The sequence below is a fragment of the Bradyrhizobium sp. SZCCHNS1022 genome (assembly GCF_032484835.1).
Taxonomy (GTDB): domain Bacteria; phylum Pseudomonadota; class Alphaproteobacteria; order Rhizobiales; family Xanthobacteraceae; genus Bradyrhizobium.
Genome location: NZ_JAUETT010000003.1, coordinates 487,514 through 505,889, shown reverse-complemented (window position 1 = coordinate 505,889; position 18,376 = coordinate 487,514). Strand labels below are relative to the sequence as shown.

15 protein-coding genes are annotated in these 18,376 nt (G+C 59.9%); 6 read left to right on the top strand and 9 right to left on the bottom strand.

The genetic code is table 11. The annotated features are described in order from the left end of the window. Positions 1-108 precede the first annotated feature (108 nt). The 5 genes from QX071_RS21995 to rfbF form a co-directional block, all read right to left on the bottom strand. Positions 109-492: an H-NS histone family protein gene (locus QX071_RS21995; protein ID WP_315704766.1), complete on the bottom strand. Its 384-nt coding sequence runs from the start codon at positions 490-492 to the stop codon at positions 109-111. Positions 493-1,387: 895 nt separating this feature from the next. After that, a complete protein-coding gene (locus tag QX071_RS21990) occupies positions 1,388-2,413 on the bottom strand; it encodes an NAD(P)-dependent oxidoreductase (RefSeq protein ID WP_315704765.1) in 1,026 nt (341 codons plus the stop codon). After that, positions 2,314-2,880 (bottom strand): dTDP-4-dehydrorhamnose 3,5-epimerase, encoded by a 567-nt coding sequence (gene rfbC / locus QX071_RS21985; RefSeq protein WP_315704764.1) that lies wholly within the window; start codon positions 2,878-2,880, stop codon positions 2,314-2,316. Before rfbC ends, QX071_RS21990 begins: the two co-directional genes overlap by 100 nt. Then, positions 2,877-3,941 (bottom strand): SDR family oxidoreductase, encoded by a 1,065-nt coding sequence (locus tag QX071_RS21980; protein WP_315704763.1) that lies wholly within the window; start codon positions 3,939-3,941, stop codon positions 2,877-2,879. Before QX071_RS21980 ends, rfbC begins: the two co-directional genes overlap by 4 nt. A gap of 4 nt (positions 3,942-3,945) precedes the next feature. After that, positions 3,946-4,716 (bottom strand): glucose-1-phosphate cytidylyltransferase, encoded by a 771-nt coding sequence (gene rfbF, locus QX071_RS21975; RefSeq protein WP_315704762.1) that lies wholly within the window; start codon positions 4,714-4,716, stop codon positions 3,946-3,948. 399 nt (positions 4,717-5,115) lie between these two features. On the opposite strand from rfbF, the gene QX071_RS21970 reads away from it, so the two are divergent. Continuing rightward, positions 5,116-5,775 carry a hypothetical protein gene (locus QX071_RS21970; RefSeq protein ID WP_315704761.1) on the top strand — a complete coding sequence of 220 codons (660 nt, stop codon included), beginning with the start codon at positions 5,116-5,118 and terminating at the stop codon, positions 5,773-5,775. A gap of 7 nt (positions 5,776-5,782) precedes the next feature. On the opposite strand, the gene QX071_RS21965 is transcribed toward QX071_RS21970, so the two are convergent. Both QX071_RS21965 and QX071_RS21960 read right to left on the bottom strand, forming a co-directional pair. Beyond that, the gene (locus QX071_RS21965; RefSeq protein WP_315704760.1) at positions 5,783-6,793 is read right to left on the bottom strand and encodes a glycosyltransferase family 2 protein; all 1,011 of its coding nucleotides are present in this window, start codon (positions 6,791-6,793) and stop codon (positions 5,783-5,785) included. Positions 6,794-7,003: 210 nt separating this feature from the next. After that, positions 7,004-8,107 carry an acyltransferase gene (locus QX071_RS21960; protein ID WP_315704759.1) on the bottom strand — a complete coding sequence of 368 codons (1,104 nt, stop codon included), beginning with the start codon at positions 8,105-8,107 and terminating at the stop codon, positions 7,004-7,006. A gap of 394 nt (positions 8,108-8,501) precedes the next feature. Between QX071_RS21960 and QX071_RS21955 the strand changes: the two genes are divergently transcribed. The 3 genes from QX071_RS21955 to QX071_RS21945 all read left to right on the top strand — a co-directional run bounded on the left by QX071_RS21955 (position 8,502) and on the right by QX071_RS21945 (position 13,584). Next, positions 8,502-10,646: a hypothetical protein gene (locus QX071_RS21955; RefSeq protein ID WP_315704758.1), complete on the top strand. Its 2,145-nt coding sequence runs from the start codon at positions 8,502-8,504 to the stop codon at positions 10,644-10,646. Positions 10,647-10,770: 124 nt separating this feature from the next. Beyond that, positions 10,771-12,174: a hypothetical protein gene (locus QX071_RS21950; protein ID WP_315704757.1), complete on the top strand. Its 1,404-nt coding sequence runs from the start codon at positions 10,771-10,773 to the stop codon at positions 12,172-12,174. A 27-nt stretch (positions 12,175-12,201) separates the two neighbouring features. Next, positions 12,202-13,584 (top strand): oligosaccharide flippase family protein, encoded by a 1,383-nt coding sequence (locus tag QX071_RS21945; RefSeq protein WP_315704756.1) that lies wholly within the window; start codon positions 12,202-12,204, stop codon positions 13,582-13,584. Here the strand turns inward: QX071_RS21945 and QX071_RS21940 are convergent. Beyond that, positions 13,561-14,913 carry a glycosyltransferase gene (locus tag QX071_RS21940; RefSeq protein WP_315704755.1) on the bottom strand — a complete coding sequence of 451 codons (1,353 nt, stop codon included), beginning with the start codon at positions 14,911-14,913 and terminating at the stop codon, positions 13,561-13,563. The two genes, QX071_RS21945 and QX071_RS21940, sit on opposite strands and share 24 nt — an antisense overlap. Before the next feature lie 56 nt (positions 14,914-14,969). Here QX071_RS21940 and QX071_RS21935 point away from each other — a divergent pair, with 56 nt between their 5' ends. Together QX071_RS21935 and QX071_RS21930 are read left to right on the top strand one after the other, a co-directional pair. Further along, a complete protein-coding gene (locus tag QX071_RS21935; protein ID WP_315704754.1) occupies positions 14,970-15,746 on the top strand; it encodes a class I SAM-dependent methyltransferase in 777 nt (258 codons plus the stop codon). A 265-nt stretch (positions 15,747-16,011) separates the two neighbouring features. After that, a complete protein-coding gene (locus tag QX071_RS21930; protein WP_315704753.1) occupies positions 16,012-17,052 on the top strand; it encodes a glycosyltransferase family 61 protein in 1,041 nt (346 codons plus the stop codon). 75 nt (positions 17,053-17,127) lie between these two features. Here the strand turns inward: QX071_RS21930 and QX071_RS21925 are convergent, their stop codons facing one another. Then, complete coding sequence (locus tag QX071_RS21925; protein ID WP_315704752.1) at positions 17,128-18,360, bottom strand: glycosyltransferase; 1,233 nt, start codon at positions 18,358-18,360, stop codon at positions 17,128-17,130. Between the last annotated feature and the right edge of the window lie 16 nt (positions 18,361-18,376).

Sequence of the window (18,376 nt, the reverse complement as noted above, 5' to 3'; positions counted from 1 at the left end):
CGAAATTTTGTCGCAAGGCCTTCAGCCCAAACCGTATGGGGCACGAGAATGCAGAATAACGCCACGCTTGCCAAACGTTTCACGTCCAGCCTCCATTGCCGACCAGGATCATCGCGCACGATGGCCCTTCTTCTGGCCAGAACTCTTGGAATCTTCGGCTTTTTTGATCACAAAATCCTCGATATGCCGCCCCGTCTTGAGCGCTGCGACCAGCCAGCGTGGCTGCTTGCCGCGGCCGGACCACGTTTCCGACGGCTGACTCGGATTCTGATATTTGGGATAAACTCTTGGGTATTTTCTTCGTCCGCGAGTTGCGGGTTGCGCCGCAGAAAGATCAGGGCCACCCATGCCCTTTTCCCGATTGAGCCGCGCGAGCCGATTTTCCAGTTCGCGTTTTTCAGAGGCCAGCCGCACCGAAAGGACCCGCCCAACTTCCTCGTAGAGCTGCCACATCTCGTCTACGGTCATGGAATTGAAATTGAATGCTTTCATGGGGTCTGACTTCGGCATCTTGGCGCCTAGCGTCTCCTCGTGGCAGTTAAAGTCGCGCGAAGGATAAGAGCGTCACATTTTCCCGGATTCGCAACTCATCAAAACGAAAAAATGACCGCAGATCAACTTGCAGTTGACAGGACGTCACAGTATTTGTGACCAGCGGCGGGAAATTGCAAGCCAACTGGCGGCCTTATCGCAAAGTTGTGCAAGAATTGCCTGCCGAACCAATTTTCGTTTCGCAATGCACGATAAATAGCAATGACACTGATCCGCGGTCTGGCTCGGAAGGGTGTCATTCGGCGCTGAGCGAATGCTGCTCGGCGGCATTAATGCGAACGGCCAGGAAGCCATACTCAAGTATCGATAAGAATCGGCCATTGCACCATTGGCAATATCCGGAGGAGACCTCTCGGAAAAAGCAATTGTCGACAGCTTAAATGTTCCATTTCATTAAATTGATGGCTTCTATCGAACTCTGCTGCGCAGAAATATCGTCCCCGTAGCTCTACTGCCCGAGCCCTCGCCGCACTTTAATCGGGGGACAGCTGCTGCCTGGAAGCCGATGTCAAACCCGGCCCTCTGCGGATGCTTGCGGAACTCTGCGCGATGTGCGGTGAAATTGCCCTGATTGGGGGACATCGCCATCGCCGTCAGGAGGGCGCGGGGGGGCAGGTCAGCGCGAGGATAGTTGCCGCCGTAGCAGCTCGGTCAAATTCGGAGTAGGGCGGCTGCGCGCGGCGGCGAGCGGGTGTTCGCATGCGAGCCGCCAATTCCAGAGCCGACGCATGTTTGGTCGGAGGAAGCCCCGTTAGGTGCAAGAAGCAATCTCGGACCGCGGCGGCATTCACCCACCCGGGCATCTGCAATTCGGGTTCTGTGCCCCGATGCCCTGCTACGATGCCATCGACAGGTAGTAATCCGCTGCGGCCTGCCACGCGTCTGTCGCGCTCCAGCCGTAACGTCCGCCATCGACTAGGTCAGTATTGATCCGGACCATGGGCTCAGCAAAGTCCGTCTGAGCGAGCAGCGAAATGGCGCACGGCCGGCCGAGGCGGGGTCTCATTTCGTCAGCGAAGCGTCGTGCGAAGGCGCCTTGACTCTCGACATAAAAGCTTGGGTTGAACCTTGCGATGCGGCTGGTTTGCGCCGGCACACGTTCGGCCCAATCCCGATAGGCTTGTGCGAGCAGATCGACATGGATGTTGTCGCGGACGTAGAGCGGCGTGCGGACCGAGGGGACCTCGTCCTTGAGCCAGCACCGGATGAGATAGCTGCAGAAGCGAGGCTCCTCGAACGGCCCGAACGGATTGGCGATGACGAATTTGCCGAGGTTGAACCCCATGGTGGCGCTGAGAAAGCGGAAGGACTGCCAGGTGAATCCTTTCGACAGGCCGTAGGGCGAGAAGGCTGCAAGCGGCGCGGTACCCGCGCCCTCATCGTTCTCGAATACCGAGCCCGTGAGGACCACCCCGGACAGGCCGCGGCTCAACAGCTGTTTCAGCACGGTCCCAAGGTTGTGGGTGTTTTCGGCGAGCGCCGCTGCGGCATCGAAACCCGGGCTGCGATAGTCCTGCGTTTGTGCGGCATGATGACAGAGAAGGTCCCAGGTCCCGTCCGCAATCAGGTCGAGGAAGCGTGCCGACCCAAAGGGGGCGTTCTCGACAACGGCCGCAATTTTTTTTAGCTCAGCGATGCGCATTGCTCGGATGCCGTCGTAATCGCCGCTTCTGAGCGGTGCAACGACCGTGTGCCCTTTTGCCGCCAGTTCACGTGCGAACCACAGCCCCGTGAAGGACGAGGCGCCCGTCAACAGGATCCTCACGCCAATCCTCGCATCAACTCTGAACCGTGGAACGCCGGGTCGAAATCGGGCCAGTTGCGGTCCTTGGGCGACATCTCCACCGGAGGCCGCGGCCATTGCACGCCGAAGCGCGGATCATCGAAACGCACACCACGTTCATGGTCCGGCGCGTAGGTGGCGCTCACGAGATACAAGGCCTCGGTGTCGTCGGCGAGCGTCAGGAAGCCGTGGGCGAAACCGCGCGGCACCAGCAGCATGCGCCGGTTCTCGGCCGTCAATTCGGTGCCGTACCAGCGCCCATGGGTCGGGGAGTCCGGGCGCAGATCGATGATCGCATCGAACAGCGCGCCTTTGATGCACCGCACCACCTTGATTTCTGCGGCCGGCGGCAGCTGATAATGCATGCCGCGCAGCGTGCCGGCCTTGGCTGTGAGCGAATTGTTGATCTGGACCACCGCCATCGGCAGTCCGGCCTCGGCAAATTCCTGCTGGCAAAAGAAGCGCGCAAAGAAGCCGCGGTCGTCCCCGCGCTTCTCGAGTTCGATGGTAAAGGCGCCATGCAGCGGTGTCGGGACGAACTTCATCGGCGGTTGTTCTCTGCCTCTTGCCATCTGAGGTCGGCGGACAACCGCCGCTCGGCGATATGGGTTTTCAGCGAATGCAGCCGGATCAAGGACGAGGTCCTGAACTCTCTATCCGCAAAACCGATCGAGCGCAGGCCATCGTGCAGGTTTCTGACGGAATCGGTGAGGGATACGACGGGCGTATGCGACGGCGCGAGCTGCGCAAACAGTGAGAAGTCTACCTTGTAGGAACGCTTGTCAGGCGGGGCTTGCCGGTTGATGCTGACGCGCACGTCCGGGATTTTCGCAGCGACGACCTCCGCCAGATCGCGCACCTGGTAATTGGCGCTGTTGCTGCCGGCATTGACGACCAGAAAGCGACCGCCTTGGTCTGGGTCGCGTCCGATCGCCCATTCGATCGCGCGGGCCATATCGCTCACATCGATCAGCGGGCGCCACGGCGTGCCATCCGAGAGGACGGTGATCTCTCCGGTCGCCATCGCAGCGGCAACGAAGTCGTTGAGCACAAGATCGAGGCGCAGCCGCTCCGACATGCCGCACGCCGTGGCGAAGCGCAGGCAAGTCGTGGTCATCATCCCTTCATTACTGGCCCGCAGTGTATCCTCCATGGCCACCTTGGAGCGGGCATAGGCCGTCAGAGGGTTGAGCTCGTCACTTTCGCGTCGTGGGCGCCCCTCGGCCGCGCCATAGATGCTGCAACTCGACGCGAACACGAACCGGGCCACCCCTCGGTGCTCTGCCAGCCGCGCCAGGCGGATGCTCGCGCGCTCGTTGATCTGCTCCGTGACGTGCTCGAATTCTTTGCCCATCGGATCGTTCGAGATCGCTGCGAGGTGGACCACGGTATCGACGCCGTCGAGCAGTTCCGCAGGGAAGTCGCGTATGTCGCCGATATGGATCCGGTCGAACAGCGTCTCCGGAAGCCTCTGCGCTGCGGTGAGATTGTGGGCAAAAAAGCCGCTGTCGAACCCGATCAATTCGGCCGTGGGAAATCGTCGGCGCAGATGTCGCGCCAGAACGGGCCCGACATAGCCCATCGCCCCGGTAATCAATATCCGCATGGGCCTACCACTTCTTCCAAGGCGCGACCTTGCGCGACCAGAGATCCTCAAGGTAGCGCTTGTCGCGCAGTGTATCCATCGGATGCCAAAAACCGTCATGGAAGTACGCGCTGAGCTGGCCGTCCTGGGCCAGAGCGGTCATGGGCTCCTTTTCCCAGACCGTCGCATCGTCGGCGATATAGTCGCCGACCTTGGGCGAAAGCACGAAGAAGCCGCCATTGATCCAGCCGCCGTCACCACGGGGCTTTTCCTGGAAACCGGTCACGCGCGTGCCGTCGTGATTGATGGCGCCGAAGCGGCCCGGCGGCTTGGTTGCGGTCACCGTTGCAAGTCGTCCTTCCCGGCGGTGAAACGCGATGCTTTCCCGGATGTCGATATCGGCTACGCCGTCGCCATAGGTCAGACAAAACGCATCGTCATCGCGGACGTACGGCAGGATCCGCTTGATCCGTCCTCCGATCATGGTGTCCTCGCCGGTGTCGATCAGCGTGACACGCCAGGGCTCCGCGTGCTTCTCGAGCACTTCCATGCGATTCTCGCGCAGGTCGAAGGTGACGTTGGACTGATGCAGGAAATAATTGGAGAAGTACTCCTTTATGACGTAACCCTTGTAGCCCAGGCAGACGATGAAGTCGTGGATGCCGTGATGGCTGTAGATTTTCATGATGTGCCAGAGGATCGGCCAGCCGCCGATCTCGATCATCGGCTTGGGCCGAACATCCGTCTCTTCGGCAAATCGGGTTCCAAGGCCGCCGGCCAGAATCACTGCACGCATTTAATTCGACACTGTTGAATATGGATTTGAAAAACCGCGACCGGCGCGACACATTGTCCAGCGCGGAGCGCGGGAATGTGCCGTATAATCTCGTTTAAATCGTCGAGAGATTAAATTCAATCGGCGCAGCGGTCGAAATGGAAAAATCCTGCAAAACCAGAGGGTAACGGACTTTTCGGCACGCGAGGGCTGGCTCTGTCGGTCCGGCGGCTGGAGGTGTTTTTCCCCATGTGCCTTCGGCTCACGGGAAAATCGGGATTGCACCGCTGGCCGACAACACGTCAAAAGGGATCGGGCGCGGGAATAAACTGTACTCAGTTGGACGGGCACGGCTCGCCATCTGGAGCGCGGCCGGAACCAGGCGAGGCGCGACGGTCGTGTCGCAGGAGCGATCTTGGAATGGGAGTCTGGCAGCGCGTCGAACATTTCTCCAAGGCCGCGATCTTCGTTGCGCGCGAGCGGCTGCTGGGCTGCGAGGTCATCCGGACACCCGCCCTGGATCAGGAGGGGTTAGCCGCTTTCACCACCGCGTTGGAAACGACCTCGGTCTATCTCGAGTATGGCAGCGGAGGGTCGACGCTGACCGCATCGCGTATGGTCCGCAAGCTCGTGAGCGTCGAGAGCGATCCCGTCTTCGGCCGGGCCGTGTTGGACGCAATCCCCGCCGACGCCACGGCTGAGGTTGCCGTGCTGAGGCCGGATATCGGCGTCACTCACGCGTGGGGATTTCCCGTCTTCGGCAGGCCGACGCCGTCGCGAACCGAGAAATGGAAGGCGTATCCCAAGGCACCATGGCCTGTTCTGCGAGACGCCGTTCCTGACACCATCCTGATCGACGGGCGCTTCCGCGTTGCCTGCGCGCTGGAAAGCCTGCGCCATGTCGGGCGGGATACCAGGATACTGGTCGACGATTATCTCGGGCGGAATTATCAGACCATCGAGAGTTTCGCCGAACTGGTTGCCATGCATGGCAGGATGGCGGAGTTCAGGAAATCGTCTCGGTTCGATGCGGCAGCGTGCAGGAGTTGCTTGGAGACGGCCTATGCTGACGCGTGGTGAGATTACGTTAGGCGCTTCCTGCGGGAGAGGGCGGGCAGTCAGGCAAGGCCGGATTGCGCACCGTGTTGAGTGCAAAGCCCTTTGCGAAGACGCTGTGACGTAGCGAGTCGCCGAGCAGGTGGGGGGCCGTGCTATCCTCCTTGCCGGTGAGACGCACGCGCAGGCGCCACAGCGCGAGGCCTGTGAGCATGCCGGCGTCCGTCAGCGCTGCGCGCAGCGGCCCGAAATTCTTCAGGAAGTAGCGCCGCCGCGCTTCGAATACGTAGGCGGGGAGGCGCTTCGGCCTTGCGGTGACGCCGGTCGACTGTCCGACGAGGTGGACAACTCGGCTCCCCGGCACATACCATGTGGTCCAGCCCCGCCGCAGCGCCCGGAAGCAATAGTCGCAATCGTCGAAATAGGTGTAGAGGCCTTCGTCGAGCAGGCCGATCTCATCGAGCACCGCGCGGCGGATGATCATGCTGGCGCCGGGCACCCAGTCGGTCTGAAACGTGCGGTCGACGGCGGGCGGCGCCACCATCCAGCGATTGAGCAGCCGACTGATGATGCCCAGCCGCAGATGCGCCTCGAATTCACCGAGTGGCGACTGGAAGCGGAAGGCGGAGCGCTGTGGTGTGCCGTCGGGGTCTTCGAGCCGGCTGCCGGCAATGCCAACCTGTGGATGTGCATCCATGAAGTCGACCAGCGCCTTGAAGGCGTCCGGCCGCACCACGGTGTCGGCGTTGAGCAGCAACACGTAGTCCGGCGCGTCGGTCGCGGCGAGTGCCGGCCGGATGACGGCGTTGTTGCCGCCGGTAAAGCCGAGATTGACGGGGAGGGTGGTCAGCGTGCACCACCCGTCCCAGCCATGCTCGTCGATGGCACGCTGGAGCCGCGCCGCGGCATCGCCGCCGGTCCCATTCTCACAGATGGCGACCTGCGTGTCCGGGACGCTTGCGATCTCCGGCGCCACGGACCGCAGGCAATCGATGGCGAGGTCGGTGACGCGATAATTGACGATGACAACGAGCAGCTTCAAGGTGGTTCAATCCGGTGGGGCCGCGCGGCGTGGTGGGCGAGATAGCGTGTATTTTATGGCGGGATGGAGCGGTGATCCAGTGCCACGATTCCGTAATTCCGATAGGGGCATTTCGGCCGCGGCGATTGGAGTGTCCTGAGTCCTAGCTGTCCGTTTTCGTTCGAAGGTTGTCGATCTAGGACGGTAATGCATGCTCATAAATCTCGGGTGTTACGGTGGCGCGGGCCTCAAAGCAGCAGCCGGCTCCTCGGCCGCCCTGCTATGCAGCCGCTTGAGCCGCAAAAACGGGCTTTCGAGATATTTGAAACTCAGCTGCGCCGTGCCGAAAATGATGGCAAGGTAGAGCAGGCTCCACGGCCATCCTCCGATCGGGACCATGTTGAGCAGATACAACATCGGCAAATGATACACGTACAATCCGTACGAGATCCGACCGCTTGCAACGGCTGGCTTGGATTCAAGGATAAGGTTTACCGGACCTCCCCTGATCGCAGCGATGATCAAGGCCGCGGAAGCGAAGTTCAGCAGCGTGTATCCCCAGACGAAGCCATTCGCTTGCATGAGGTACATGGGATAGCCAAAGCTCCATTTAACGGCGTTGTGGCAACACAAATGTTGATAGACCAGGGCCATTGCGCCTGCCAGAGTGGTTAGTCCGATTGTTCCCGCGGCCAAGCTTACGGCGTTTCTCCACTCGTAAGGCTTCCATAGGAAGATCGCCGCCCCGGTCGCAAACGCGTCGAACTGAGAGATCGGAAGGCAGTAAATGCTGCGCCCGATCCATTCCTGGTCCATTTCGGCGAAGAGATGAAAAAGACCTAGCCTGACGCCTGGAGTGAGAAGAATGAAAGCGAGCACAACGCGCTTGAATGTGTGAAGGGGCAGCGCCCAGACGATGAGTGGCCAGATCAGGTAAAATTGCTCCTCAACCGCCAATGACCACAAGTGCACGAATGCCGGGTCGATATCGATCTCTCTCAGCCGGCCGAAATTGGTCGTATATGTCAGAAGGAAAGGCCAGTCCTGTTTGAATGAGCCTGGCTCGGTCGTGAGCATGAAAATGACGGCGACCGCTGCGATAAAGAAAAAATATAGCGGAAAGATTCGTAGGGATCGACGCCAGACGAAGCCGGTCAGGTATTCGCGCAAGGATCCATTCTTCTGCTCGATCAGACCGCGCGTGATCAGGTAGCCAGACAGCACGAAGAACAACTGTACGCCGGCCCAGCCGACGAGCAGAATGCCGGAGTGAAAAAGAAGGACCAACAGGATCGCGATGCCGCGGATTCCGTCAAGAGATTTAATGTAGCTCATTTGACGGTCGGGCCGGAGCAATCTCTGCAGTTTTCTTTCACCGGGTCGTTCGCAGCAGGAAAAAGGTAAGGGCTCAATTCGTGAGATGCGAGCGCGTTCGATCAAACGATGTGGGAAGTTACGCGGAGCAAACGGAGATCATGCCACCTTGTCGGCGTCCCATTTTGTCGGGGCGCCGGCCAGGGAGGACTTTGGGGATAATGTCAGCGACATGTTATCCTTGCGGGGTATTAGAAGTCTACTGTTGTATCATTTAATTTGCGCTGGACCTCTACCCACGCATGTGAGGCTGGCGGTCATCTCTCGGGATCCTCGCCATTAATTAGGTTTTCGTCCCAACGGTATTCGCCGTAACAAGCCGGCCGAATCTGTTGAGAGATTCGAGGAAGGCAACATGCAAATCTCCAGGCGCGACATCTTGTCAGGCGTGGCCGCCGTTCCGGCGATGGCAATCGGCACGTCCCTCGTCGGAGCCGGCGTCGCTTACGGAGCCGCCGGTGCCAAGGCTGCGAACAGGCTCTTGATCGGGACCACGATCGAGCCTGGCATGTTCAAGAATCTGGTTCGTTCGCTCGATAGTTTGCAGTCGAACGCTGGTTACGCCTATCCGTCGATTCTTGATGCGAATGGATATCCAGCCGCGGCGCCTCAGTACAACATTTCCGGAAGGATCGGCCTGCCTTCCAAAATCAAGCCTTCGGACAAGATGGTGCTAAAATTCAAGGGCACCGGGACCATCCAATTGATGCGTGGCGTGCCCGGGTTTCGTGTCCTGCTCGGCTCTGGCTACGTCAGCGGTGGGACCGATTTCAACATGACTGTCGCGGGCACCAATGCGCGGGTTGTGTTCACTTTCAGTGCGTCGGTGCCGGAGTCCGTCATCTTTGTTTTTCCAGCCGGTGCGAAGTTCGCTGGAATGAACAATGCGGTGCTGTGCCGGCTGGTCGATGAGGATGCCATCGACGACGCAAAGACGCCCGAGGAGATGTTCGACGACGATTATGTCAATGTGTATCGCTCGCTCAATCTCGGTGTAGTTCGTCCGATGGGATGGGCTGGCCCGAACTTTTCATCTGCGTCGCAATCCCGTTACGTGCCCCCCTGGCGAACCGGGTTCGGCATAAGCACGCAGCGATGGGCTCCTGGTGCCTGGGCGGGATCCGCCAGCGGCACGAACGCCTATATCTGCGCGGCTCAGCGCGATGCCGGGAAGAGCTATGTCGACGGCGAGATGATCCAGCTGCAATTTGTCGATGCCAACACAACGAGCCAGGTGACGATCGATTCCGGCGGACGCGGCGCTGTGCCTCTCCTCTACGGCTCCGGCGGGCAGACAGGTCAGCCGCTCGCGGTCGGGGTGATCAAGGCGAATAGCCTTGCCACCCTGACTTACGATGGGCTTCTGAATGCATTCATGTGGCAGTCGGGCGGCCAAACACCCTGCATTCCCTTCGAGCTTCAGGTCGCCTTCGCCAACCGCATCAACGCGCACTACTGGTGCACATTTCCCGCCTATTTCGACGATGCGTCGATCACCGCCGTGACGGCTCTGGTGAGAGATCTGCTGTCGCCGTCGCTCGACGCCTATTTCGAGTACGGCAACGAGGTCTGGAATTTCAGCTTCCCGGTCACGCACTGGGCGGCGGCGAGAGGGGCCGCGCTCGGTTTTCCGGCCGACAATAATCGCCGCATGCATGGTTGGTACGCAGCCCGCTATTGCCAGGTCATGGAGCTCGTCAAGAAGGCGTGGTCGCCGCGTTCGGCCAGCCAGCTTCGGCGCGTCATGGCGTTTCAGGCGTTTGGCGCAGCGGGGGCGACATTGAGCTATCGTTTCCAAGGTGCCGATTTGTCCGGGTCGCTCTACCCAAATTACGCAAGGTACGGATTTGCCGATCACAATGTCGCTCCGCACCGGCCGATCGACCTGTGCGACGTGCTGTCCTACGCGACCTATTACTCCGGAGCGCAATGCACGAACTTCGATGGCAATTACATCAGCCGGGGACCGGCCAATATTGCGGGTCTGTTGGCCGCGGCTGACGATTACGCCAGTGCCGTTCCCGCCAAGATGGCCGCGGCGCTCGATTTCCTCGACAAGGATATCCGGGCGGGAACATTGGCCAACGGCAAGCCTGGTGGAGAAACGTTGCGTGCGCTCAAGTCGGGAGCGAACGGCACCGGCATCTATCCTGTCTGGGACCGGATCGCGCAGCAATTCGGCAAATCGGTCGAGTGCTATGAAGGCGGCTTCGAGAGCTGGTATCCTTCGACGCAGACCTGTACCGCGCTGGGCATCTCGACTGATTATGGTGGACCGAAGGGCAGGGTTGCCGCGCTGCTCCAGGCTTACAAGATGTCGGACAGCTTCGCCGCGCTCGTGCGTGAGCAATGGCAGGACTTCATGAGCATGCCGGCCTCGCGCACGGCCGCCTGGCTGCTTATTCCAGGAGTCAATCAATGGGCCTTGAGCGCCGGCGATACCTATGCCCCCAAATTCAAGTCCTGGGATGCTGCCCTCGCATTTAATCATGGTGGCTGACGTGAGATTTACCGGCTTCCGCTCTGCAGCCATGCCTGTTATTCAATCCTGAATTTAATTCAGGGTATGCCGTGGCGGGGCCGTCCGGCGCGCCTGGCACGGGCGATCAATCGGGCAATGTCGAATGGGGACGGGCGGGATCATTGCCTTTGGACTGTGGGCCGTCGTCGCGCTCGTGCTTTACAGCCAGCTGCCGGTCGGCCGTGCCACGATATGGACGTTTCTCGGCGCGCAGATGCTGTTGCCGGCAGCGGGATCATTCAAGGTCCCGGTGTTGTCGCCGATCGACAAAGCCCTGGTTCCGACCCTATGTGCCGCGATTGGAATATTCTTTATTGCGTCCCGGTCGCGAAGCCCGCGATTCAGGCTCGGCTGGCCGCTCGTTCTTCTGACCTTGGCGGTCGGCGTGCCTATACTCTCCAGCCTTGCCAATGAGGATACGATCCTCATCGGTGACCGGGTCCTTCCCGGTGTCGGCTTCTATGACGGCTTTTCGTCGGCGGAGCTGGCGCTCTTCACCGTGCTTCCGTTCGTATTCGGCCGCCGCGCGCTTCGAACCGAGCAGGACAGCGAAGATCTGCTGCGGGCGTTGATGCTCGCGGGCATTATCTACTCGCTGCCGATGCTGTTCGAGGTTCGCTTCAGTCCGCAGCTGCACTATTGGGTTTACGGATACTATTCCAGCGATTTCATCCAGGCGATCCGTGGCGGCGGATATCGGCCCATGGTCTTCATGGGCCATGGCCTCATCGCCAGCTTCTTCATGATGGCGACACTGGTTGCTGCGGTCGCGCTGTGGCGTGCGCGAGCGCCGAGCAGGCTTCCTGTGAAGGCGGGGCCGGTCGCCGGCTATCTCGGTCTTGTACTGTTGTTGTGCAAGAGCCTGGGAGCCGCCTTCTACGCCCTGATTGCCGTCCCGCTGGTCCGCTTCGCGACTCCGCGCACGATGCTGCGCGTCGCCGTGTTGTTGTCCGTCATTTCCGTTGGATATCCGCTCTTGCGCACCGAGGGACTGGTGCCGACCGGTTCGATCCTGTCGGTCGTGCGCCTGTGGAGCGAGGAGAGGGCGGACTCCTTGGAGTTCCGTTTCATCAATGAGGATCAGCTGCTGGAACGCGCCAATCAACGCATCCTGACAGGATGGGGGCGATTTGGCCGAAACCGCGTCTACGCGGAATGGGGTAGCGACGTCTCGGTGACGGATGGACGCTGGATCATCGTGCTCGGACAATATGGCGTGTTCGGATTCCTTGCCGAGTTCGGCTTGTTGACTTACGGTGTCTTCAGGGCGCTTGGCGCGCTGAAATATGTCCGCTCCGAACGTGAAGCGGTGTATCTGGGCGCGATAGCCTTGATCCTCGCGCTCAATGTGCTCGATCTGCTTCCCAACTCCGCTCTCTTGCCGTTGACCTTCCTGATGGCAGGCTCTCTCGTGGGAAGGAGCGAAAATCTCGTCGCGCGTAGCCGAAAACGCACGAGGCTGATTGAGCGTCCGCAGGACCAACTCAACGCACCCGCGTATAGCTGACGTGCCCCTCCAGAGCCACGAGTCCTGATGCTGCGGTTCAACTTGAATTATTGGGTGACCGAGGCTCAGTCACTCAAAGTGCGTGCTGTTCGGGCTGCGAGCATTGCCGTGGTTGGGCATTTTGCCTCGCTGGCACTACGGCTGGCTGCAACGATCATACTCACGCGGCTGTTGTCTCCCGATGTATTTGGAATTTTGGCTATCGTCACGACAGTTCAGGTCGTCGTGGCACTCTTGACCGACATCGGCCTGCGGCCCGCGGTTGTGCGGAGCGCGAATGGCGACAAACCGGAATTTCAGGATACGGCCTGGACGCTGCAGGTGATCCGGGGAGGAGTGGTCTTCGGCGTGGCAGCTCTCCTTGCCGCCTTGGCCTTCATGGTTCAGCGGGCGGGGGTTGTGCCGGCGAATTCGACTTATGCGGAGTCGCAACTGCCTGCGCTAGTCCTCGTCAGCAGCTTCGCCAGCGTGATCCTCGGTTTTCAGTCGATCAACGCGATCGTCGCTGGTCGTGCCTTGAATCTCGGTCGACTCACGCTGATTGAGCTGGTCGCACAGCTTGGCAGTCTCCTGGTCGTGATCATTCTTGCCCTGATGACTCGATCGATCTGGGCCTACGTCATTGGCGGCCTTGCCGGAGCGGCATTCAACACGGCGCTGAGCTACGTCTGGCTGCCCGGCCGACAGGCGCGGTTCGGCTGGCATCAGGAAGCCGCTGCCGAGTTGAAGCGCTTCGGCAAATGGGTGTTCGTCTCATCTGCGGTTGGCGCTTTGGGACTAAATGGTGATCGCCTGCTGCTGGCTGCCTTGGTCAGTCCCACGGTCCTGGGCTATTTTTCGATTGCGAACAATATCGCCGGGATCCCCGACGGCGTGATCGGGCGGTTGCAGGGCGGAATTTCTCTGCCTGCGTTAAGCGAGATCTGGCGCGACCAGCCGCATCGGCTTCGCGAGATCTATTGGCGCATGCGCTGGATGATGGACCTCACGGGAATCGGCCTTGCCGGCTTCTTCTTTGCTGCTGGGCCGGCGATCATCCATCTGATGTATGACATACGTTATGCTTCTGCAGGCCACGTCCTGCAGCTATTGTCCTTCGGTTTGTTACTGTCGCGCTATGGGTTGGCGTCGAATGTGTATCTGGCCTTGGGGCGGCCCCAATACGTGACGCTGCTGACTGCGGTCAGGCTGGCCTCTCTGTTCGTGATCGTGCCGTCGCTCTACGTTCTGTGGGGAGTGGATGGGGCTCTCCTGGGCGTTGCCATTCAGATGCTGCCTGCCGCGCTCCTCACCTTTTACCTCAACCGCCAGTTCAAGCTGAATAGCTTTGCCTATGAAGCGCTGTTGCTGCTGGCTTGGCCGTTGGGCTGCTTGGCCGGCTGGCCCCTATCGCTCGCCTACGGTGGCTGACAGAGGGGCTGGAGCGAAAATGCTGATGTCAGTCAGCGTGCGGCTTCCGTCGAGAACAGCATAGTAGATTGTTTCGACCTGCGCGGCCTTGGCCTCCCAGGTCAGGTTTGTTTCGACGAAGGCGCGGCCGGAAGCCCCGAGTGGCGCAAGCAGAGTAGGAACGTCGACCCATCGGTTGATTGCCGATGTAAGGCCGCTCAAAAGGCTCTGTTCGTCGGTGAACGGGACACGAACGCCACGAGAGGAATCGATCAATTCCGCGGGCCCACCATAGTCGGCAACAATGGCGGGCAGGCCCATAGCGAGCGATTCGAGCACCACTCCGCCGCCGAATTCGCGAATGCTTGGCAGCGCCGTGAAGTCGCAGCGGCCAAGAATGTCATGGATGGCGTGATGCGGCACCCAGCCATGGAACGTCACGCGGGAGTCGATGCCGAGCTCTGCCGTCAACCGGCGCAAATCGGGCATCTGGGGGCCGTCGCCGACGATATGGAGATGAAGCCGACCGGCTCGCAACTGTGCGCGAGCGGCGCGTAACAGCAGATCTGCACCCTTGTAAGGGACCAGACGGCCGACGAAGGCCGCCTGAAGCGGCAACTGCGGGCGGCGTTGACCGAGCGGAAATTTCGCGAGGTCGACGCCGTTCTCCGGCAGATAAATACATCTGCTTTTGACCGCTGAGGGCATCTCATCCAGCGTGTGTCTCGATCCGCATAGGATGGCTGCGGCCGAGCGCCGGGTCGCGTGAAAGAACGGCATGAGGCGATAGAGAGCGCGTAGATCCGACAGCCAGTCGCGCTCGGCCATCTGTCGGTGTTTGAAATGTGGCGGCCACGGAATACCGCCATTCAGCGGCCCGATGATGAAGGGAATGCCGGCCCGAGCAAGGCGCGGAGCGATCAAGCTCTGGCTGGTGGGGCTGACCGGCGTCACGCGGTGGACGAGGGCAAATTCGCCCGCGAGCAGCCGGGTCTTGAAGCGAGACCACACCTGTTGCTCGAACGTATAATAGGCGAGGGATGCAAAGGCCGTCGACATCGTCCAACCCTTGCCGGAGCCGCCCTTCAATCGATCGGCCATGCGCCAGAACGAAGCTGCGTAGGCGTCATTGTCTATGACGGTGAAATCCTCTCCTTCCCTCAGTCCGGCACGAAGAAAAGCTGCGCGGTTGCGCACCTGGGTTACGATGTGGGTGTCGAGCCGGTCAGACAGGGCCTTGCACAAGCTCCAGCCGATCAGTGGCACACTCGTCCATTCAGGATTGGCCGTTTCGGCCAGCAGCAGCACCTTGCCGAGAGCAGTGGGTTTAATATTGGCGAATTCATTCATTCGCAGGTACTCTCAAGGGCTGAACGCGAACTTTCGATGGGGATAAACCCAGTAAAATGTACGAACCGAGGATTCAAACGGGCCGCCATGCGATCAAGAGTCTCAGGCAACGTTTTGACGCGCTGTATGACAGCTCGATCGTTGGAGCCGGCTTTTTCGAGAAAGACGAGTACTATGTCAACGATCGCGAGCGATATTGGCGATCGCTGAATGCGTTGTTGAAACTGCCGTTGCCCCGGCCGGCTCGGATCCTCGAGATCGGCGGAGGACAGATGGCGCTTCTTTGTAAGGCCTTGTTTGAAGATCGTTGTGTGGTCGGGGACGTATCAGACCGGTACGTCGAACCGATTCTGAAAGCTGGTTTGGAGTTCGTCGAGTTCAACCTGATGGACGAGCGGGCCCAGAGCTCCGACGATGAATATGATGCGATCGTTCTGCTGGAGGTGGTCGAGCATCTCCCTCTGCCTGCCTATGTGATCTTTGATCGTCTTAAGCGGCTACTCAAACCGAATGGCTTTCTCTTTCTGACGACGCCGAATCTGTTCAGGATGCGCAATCTGATCAGGATGGCTCTTGGCATAGAGTTCTTGGACCGCTTCATGTTGCCGCAGCCGGGGCAAGGGCTGGGGCACCAGATCGAATATTCGGCGGATCATTTGCGGTGGCAGCTTGATCGCGCAGGTTTCGACGTCGTCTTTCTTGAGCACGACGATTTGGGTCGGGTGGGCCATTCTCCGAAGGCTCGCCTCGCTCGTAGACTTTTGGCGCCCTTGAGCCTTCGTCCCATTTGGCGCGACGGATTGGTGGCTGCCGCGCAGCCCCTGAGGAGTTGAGGCGGAGTTCTACGCCGGAGACACGTCAGATACCGGCTTTGCCTTTCGTTTAAGCCCATCAACGATTATCAGGCCGAAACAATGTTCAACCGCTGAAATCGAAAAAAACGTGGCGTCGACGAAATCTGTCGTGGATGAATCGATTATTGCAGAGTTTGCATATTAAATATCCTCTTCGTTGCTTATAAAAATCATGACTAATCGATGCTTGTAATTTAGTGTGTAAAACTGCATGTTCCGTAGAAATCTGCACCTTTCTCCAGCGGTGGCGGCTGCGCCGTATGGTCGGCTGGTGCGGCGGGTGTTTCAAGGCCCCGGAACGGCGGAGTCGGCTGCGGTGGATCGTGAGGTCCTCTGCCCGGAAGAGATCGCCGCGACCCGGCCGCCGGTGTACCTCGCGGGTCAACTTGACCGCCTTACCGCGAGCACAGGCCACAACCCGCTGAGCGTCGAGATTGAGAGCATGCTCGCGGTGCGCTACACGCATGCGCCGACGATCGCATATCACCTGCGCGATGCCGTGCTTCACGACGGGTCGATCTATGCGAAGAATATGCGACACTTTATCGGCCGGCGTACAGGACGGGCGGGACAGGTTCGCCACATCCGCAAGGGGGCCCTGGCATCGAGCGCGGTCGGCTACACCTATTTCGGCCATTGGCTGCGGGACGATTGTTGCCAATATTTGCTCGCCGAGCAGGCGGGCCATCCGATCTGCGTGTTCAGACCATCGGCGTTCGAACATCTTCCGCCCTATGCGTCGTGTTTGCGGCAGGCGTGGACGCCGATGGAATATGCGGTTTTCGGCGAGCTGACGATCTATCAGGATTTCGCGCAGAACAGCCTGAAGCACCAGCGCTACAGGATACTGTCGCAGCGGCTGGCGGAGTCGTTCCCACCGCCTTTGAGGCGCGACAAGTTGATCTATCTTCGCCGTGGCAACACCGGAGCGGCCCGCGTCGTGAAGGATGAGCCAGAACTCATCAATGCTCTCCAGCGGAACGGATTCGAGATCGTCGACGTCGCTGGGCCGCTCAGCGAGATAATCCCTACGCTCCAGCGGGCCAAGCTGGTGATCTCGATGGAGGGCAGTCATGTCGCGCACTGTACCTTTACGCTCGATCCGGGATGCGGATTGGTGCTCCTGCAGCCGGCGGACCGGTTTACGGCGATCCACCGACATTGGACCGAATGCGTCGGCGTCGGGCTCGGCTTCGTCGTGGGCGAGGTAGACCGAGCGGCGTATGTCTTCCACCCCGAGGAGATCCTCAGAACGGCCGATCTGGTCCTGAGCGGCTTGGCATAGGTTCTGCGCAGCCCCGGATTGTTGAAAGCGCGCGTCAGTGGTTCTAGCTGTAAGCCGCCGGCGACGCCTAGGTCGCTAACTGTCGCGAGCCTCCAACAATATGGGTATCAACCGCTTCATCAGATCAGAGCGGTGCTTGAAGATGGCCTCGGTCGAGAATAGCGAGCCGTCGCGCGCAGCTGCCCTTGAACGCAAATGCAGGGTCGAGTCATCGAACAATGTCTCGACCGCGGCGGCCAGAGAGACGACGTCATCCGGCGAAATCAACAGTCCACCGTGATGTTCGGCAACGAGTTGGGAAGCGTAATCCGAGCGATATCCGACCAGGGGAAGGCCGCATGCCAGGGCTTCGATCAGGCATCGAGGCGATTCCCGGGTCTTGTGACAGAACACGAAAGCGTCGGCGTTCTTGAGCGCACTCAGCAGGTCGTTATGGGAGATCGATCCCTCGAAGCGGATGACCGCATCGAGAGACCGTCTTTTGACCTCCGCTCGGGCAGCCTCCAGATCGGGGCCGCTGCCAAACCAGGTGGCGCGAAAATCTTGCCGTTTCTGCGCGAGCGTGGCGAAGACCGCGATCCAATCATGGATGCCTTTGTCTCGATGTGCGCGCCCGGCGTAAACGAAATGGCGTAATGATTGCCTCGCCAGCCGTGTGGAGAGTTCGGCTTCGGAGATATGAGCGTCCGTACCAAGGTGTACGTCGTCAACCAGCTGCGGGTTCGTCGAAAAGCGAGAGTAGGCGTTGTAGCAATCCATGCCGTGAAACAGGCCGAGGCCAGCTCGCCTGATGACGGACCGTTCCAGGAGCTGAGTTAGGATCGCATTCATCTGCCCATACAGGCGCCTCAGGCCGCTCTTTGATGAGGCCTGAAAACGGATGACGTCAGACTCCACCCGATCAGTCCAGACGGCGTAGGGGCGCTGCATGCGGCTTGCGAGCACACATGAAAAAGAGCCCCAGTCCCCCCAGAAACCGCCGATCGCAAAGTGCAGGTAATTCGATTCCGCAATCAGGGTCCGCAGCCGGGACATCGTCGGCAGGAGGGCGCGGGCGAACGTGCCGGGTGAATATGCATAGGGTAATGCATGGAAGCAAAATCGACCTTGCGTCGGCAGGGAATCGATTGGCAGGGTATCGGCTGGTGCCTCGCTTGCAACGATGGTGGGGCATGCCAGAGTGACGGTTTGGAAGTTGTCCAGCCACCTCAGCAGGCCATTGCACGCCTGATCATCGGTAAAGATCCTGCCGTGAACGTTGTACGCCCGTAGCGGCAGCACAAGGAGAATGCTTTCGTTTGCCATCATGTCGACGATGTCAGGA

What these genes read in the sequence shown, in the direction of transcription:
- QX071_RS21925 (WP_315704752.1), bottom strand. Translation starts at nt 18,360, where the DNA reads ATGATGGCAAACGAAAGCATTCTCCTTGTGCTGCCGCTACGGGCGTAC.
- QX071_RS21945 (WP_315704756.1), top strand. Translation starts at nt 12,202, where the DNA reads ATGCTGCGGTTCAACTTGAATTATTGGGTGACCGAGGCTCAGTCACTC.
- QX071_RS21940 (WP_315704755.1), bottom strand. Translation starts at nt 14,913, where the DNA reads ATGAATGAATTCGCCAATATTAAACCCACTGCTCTCGGCAAGGTGCTG.
- QX071_RS21955 (WP_315704758.1), top strand. Translation starts at nt 8,502, where the DNA reads ATGCAAATCTCCAGGCGCGACATCTTGTCAGGCGTGGCCGCCGTTCCG.
- rfbF (WP_315704762.1), bottom strand. Translation starts at nt 4,716, where the DNA reads ATGCGTGCAGTGATTCTGGCCGGCGGCCTTGGAACCCGATTTGCCGAA.
- QX071_RS21995 (WP_315704766.1), bottom strand. Translation starts at nt 492, where the DNA reads ATGAAAGCATTCAATTTCAATTCCATGACCGTAGACGAGATGTGGCAG.
- QX071_RS21970 (WP_315704761.1), top strand. Translation starts at nt 5,116, where the DNA reads ATGGGAGTCTGGCAGCGCGTCGAACATTTCTCCAAGGCCGCGATCTTC.
- QX071_RS21960 (WP_315704759.1), bottom strand. Translation starts at nt 8,107, where the DNA reads ATGAGCTACATTAAATCTCTTGACGGAATCCGCGGCATCGCGATCCTG.
- QX071_RS21980 (WP_315704763.1), bottom strand. Translation starts at nt 3,941, where the DNA reads ATGCGGATATTGATTACCGGGGCGATGGGCTATGTCGGGCCCGTTCTG.
- QX071_RS21950 (WP_315704757.1), top strand. Translation starts at nt 10,771, where the DNA reads ATGGGGACGGGCGGGATCATTGCCTTTGGACTGTGGGCCGTCGTCGCG.
- QX071_RS21935 (WP_315704754.1), top strand. Translation starts at nt 14,970, where the DNA reads ATGTACGAACCGAGGATTCAAACGGGCCGCCATGCGATCAAGAGTCTC.
- QX071_RS21990 (WP_315704765.1), bottom strand. Translation starts at nt 2,413, where the DNA reads ATGGCCGCGGCCTCCGGTGGAGATGTCGCCCAAGGACCGCAACTGGCC.
- rfbC (WP_315704764.1), bottom strand. Translation starts at nt 2,880, where the DNA reads ATGAAGTTCGTCCCGACACCGCTGCATGGCGCCTTTACCATCGAACTC.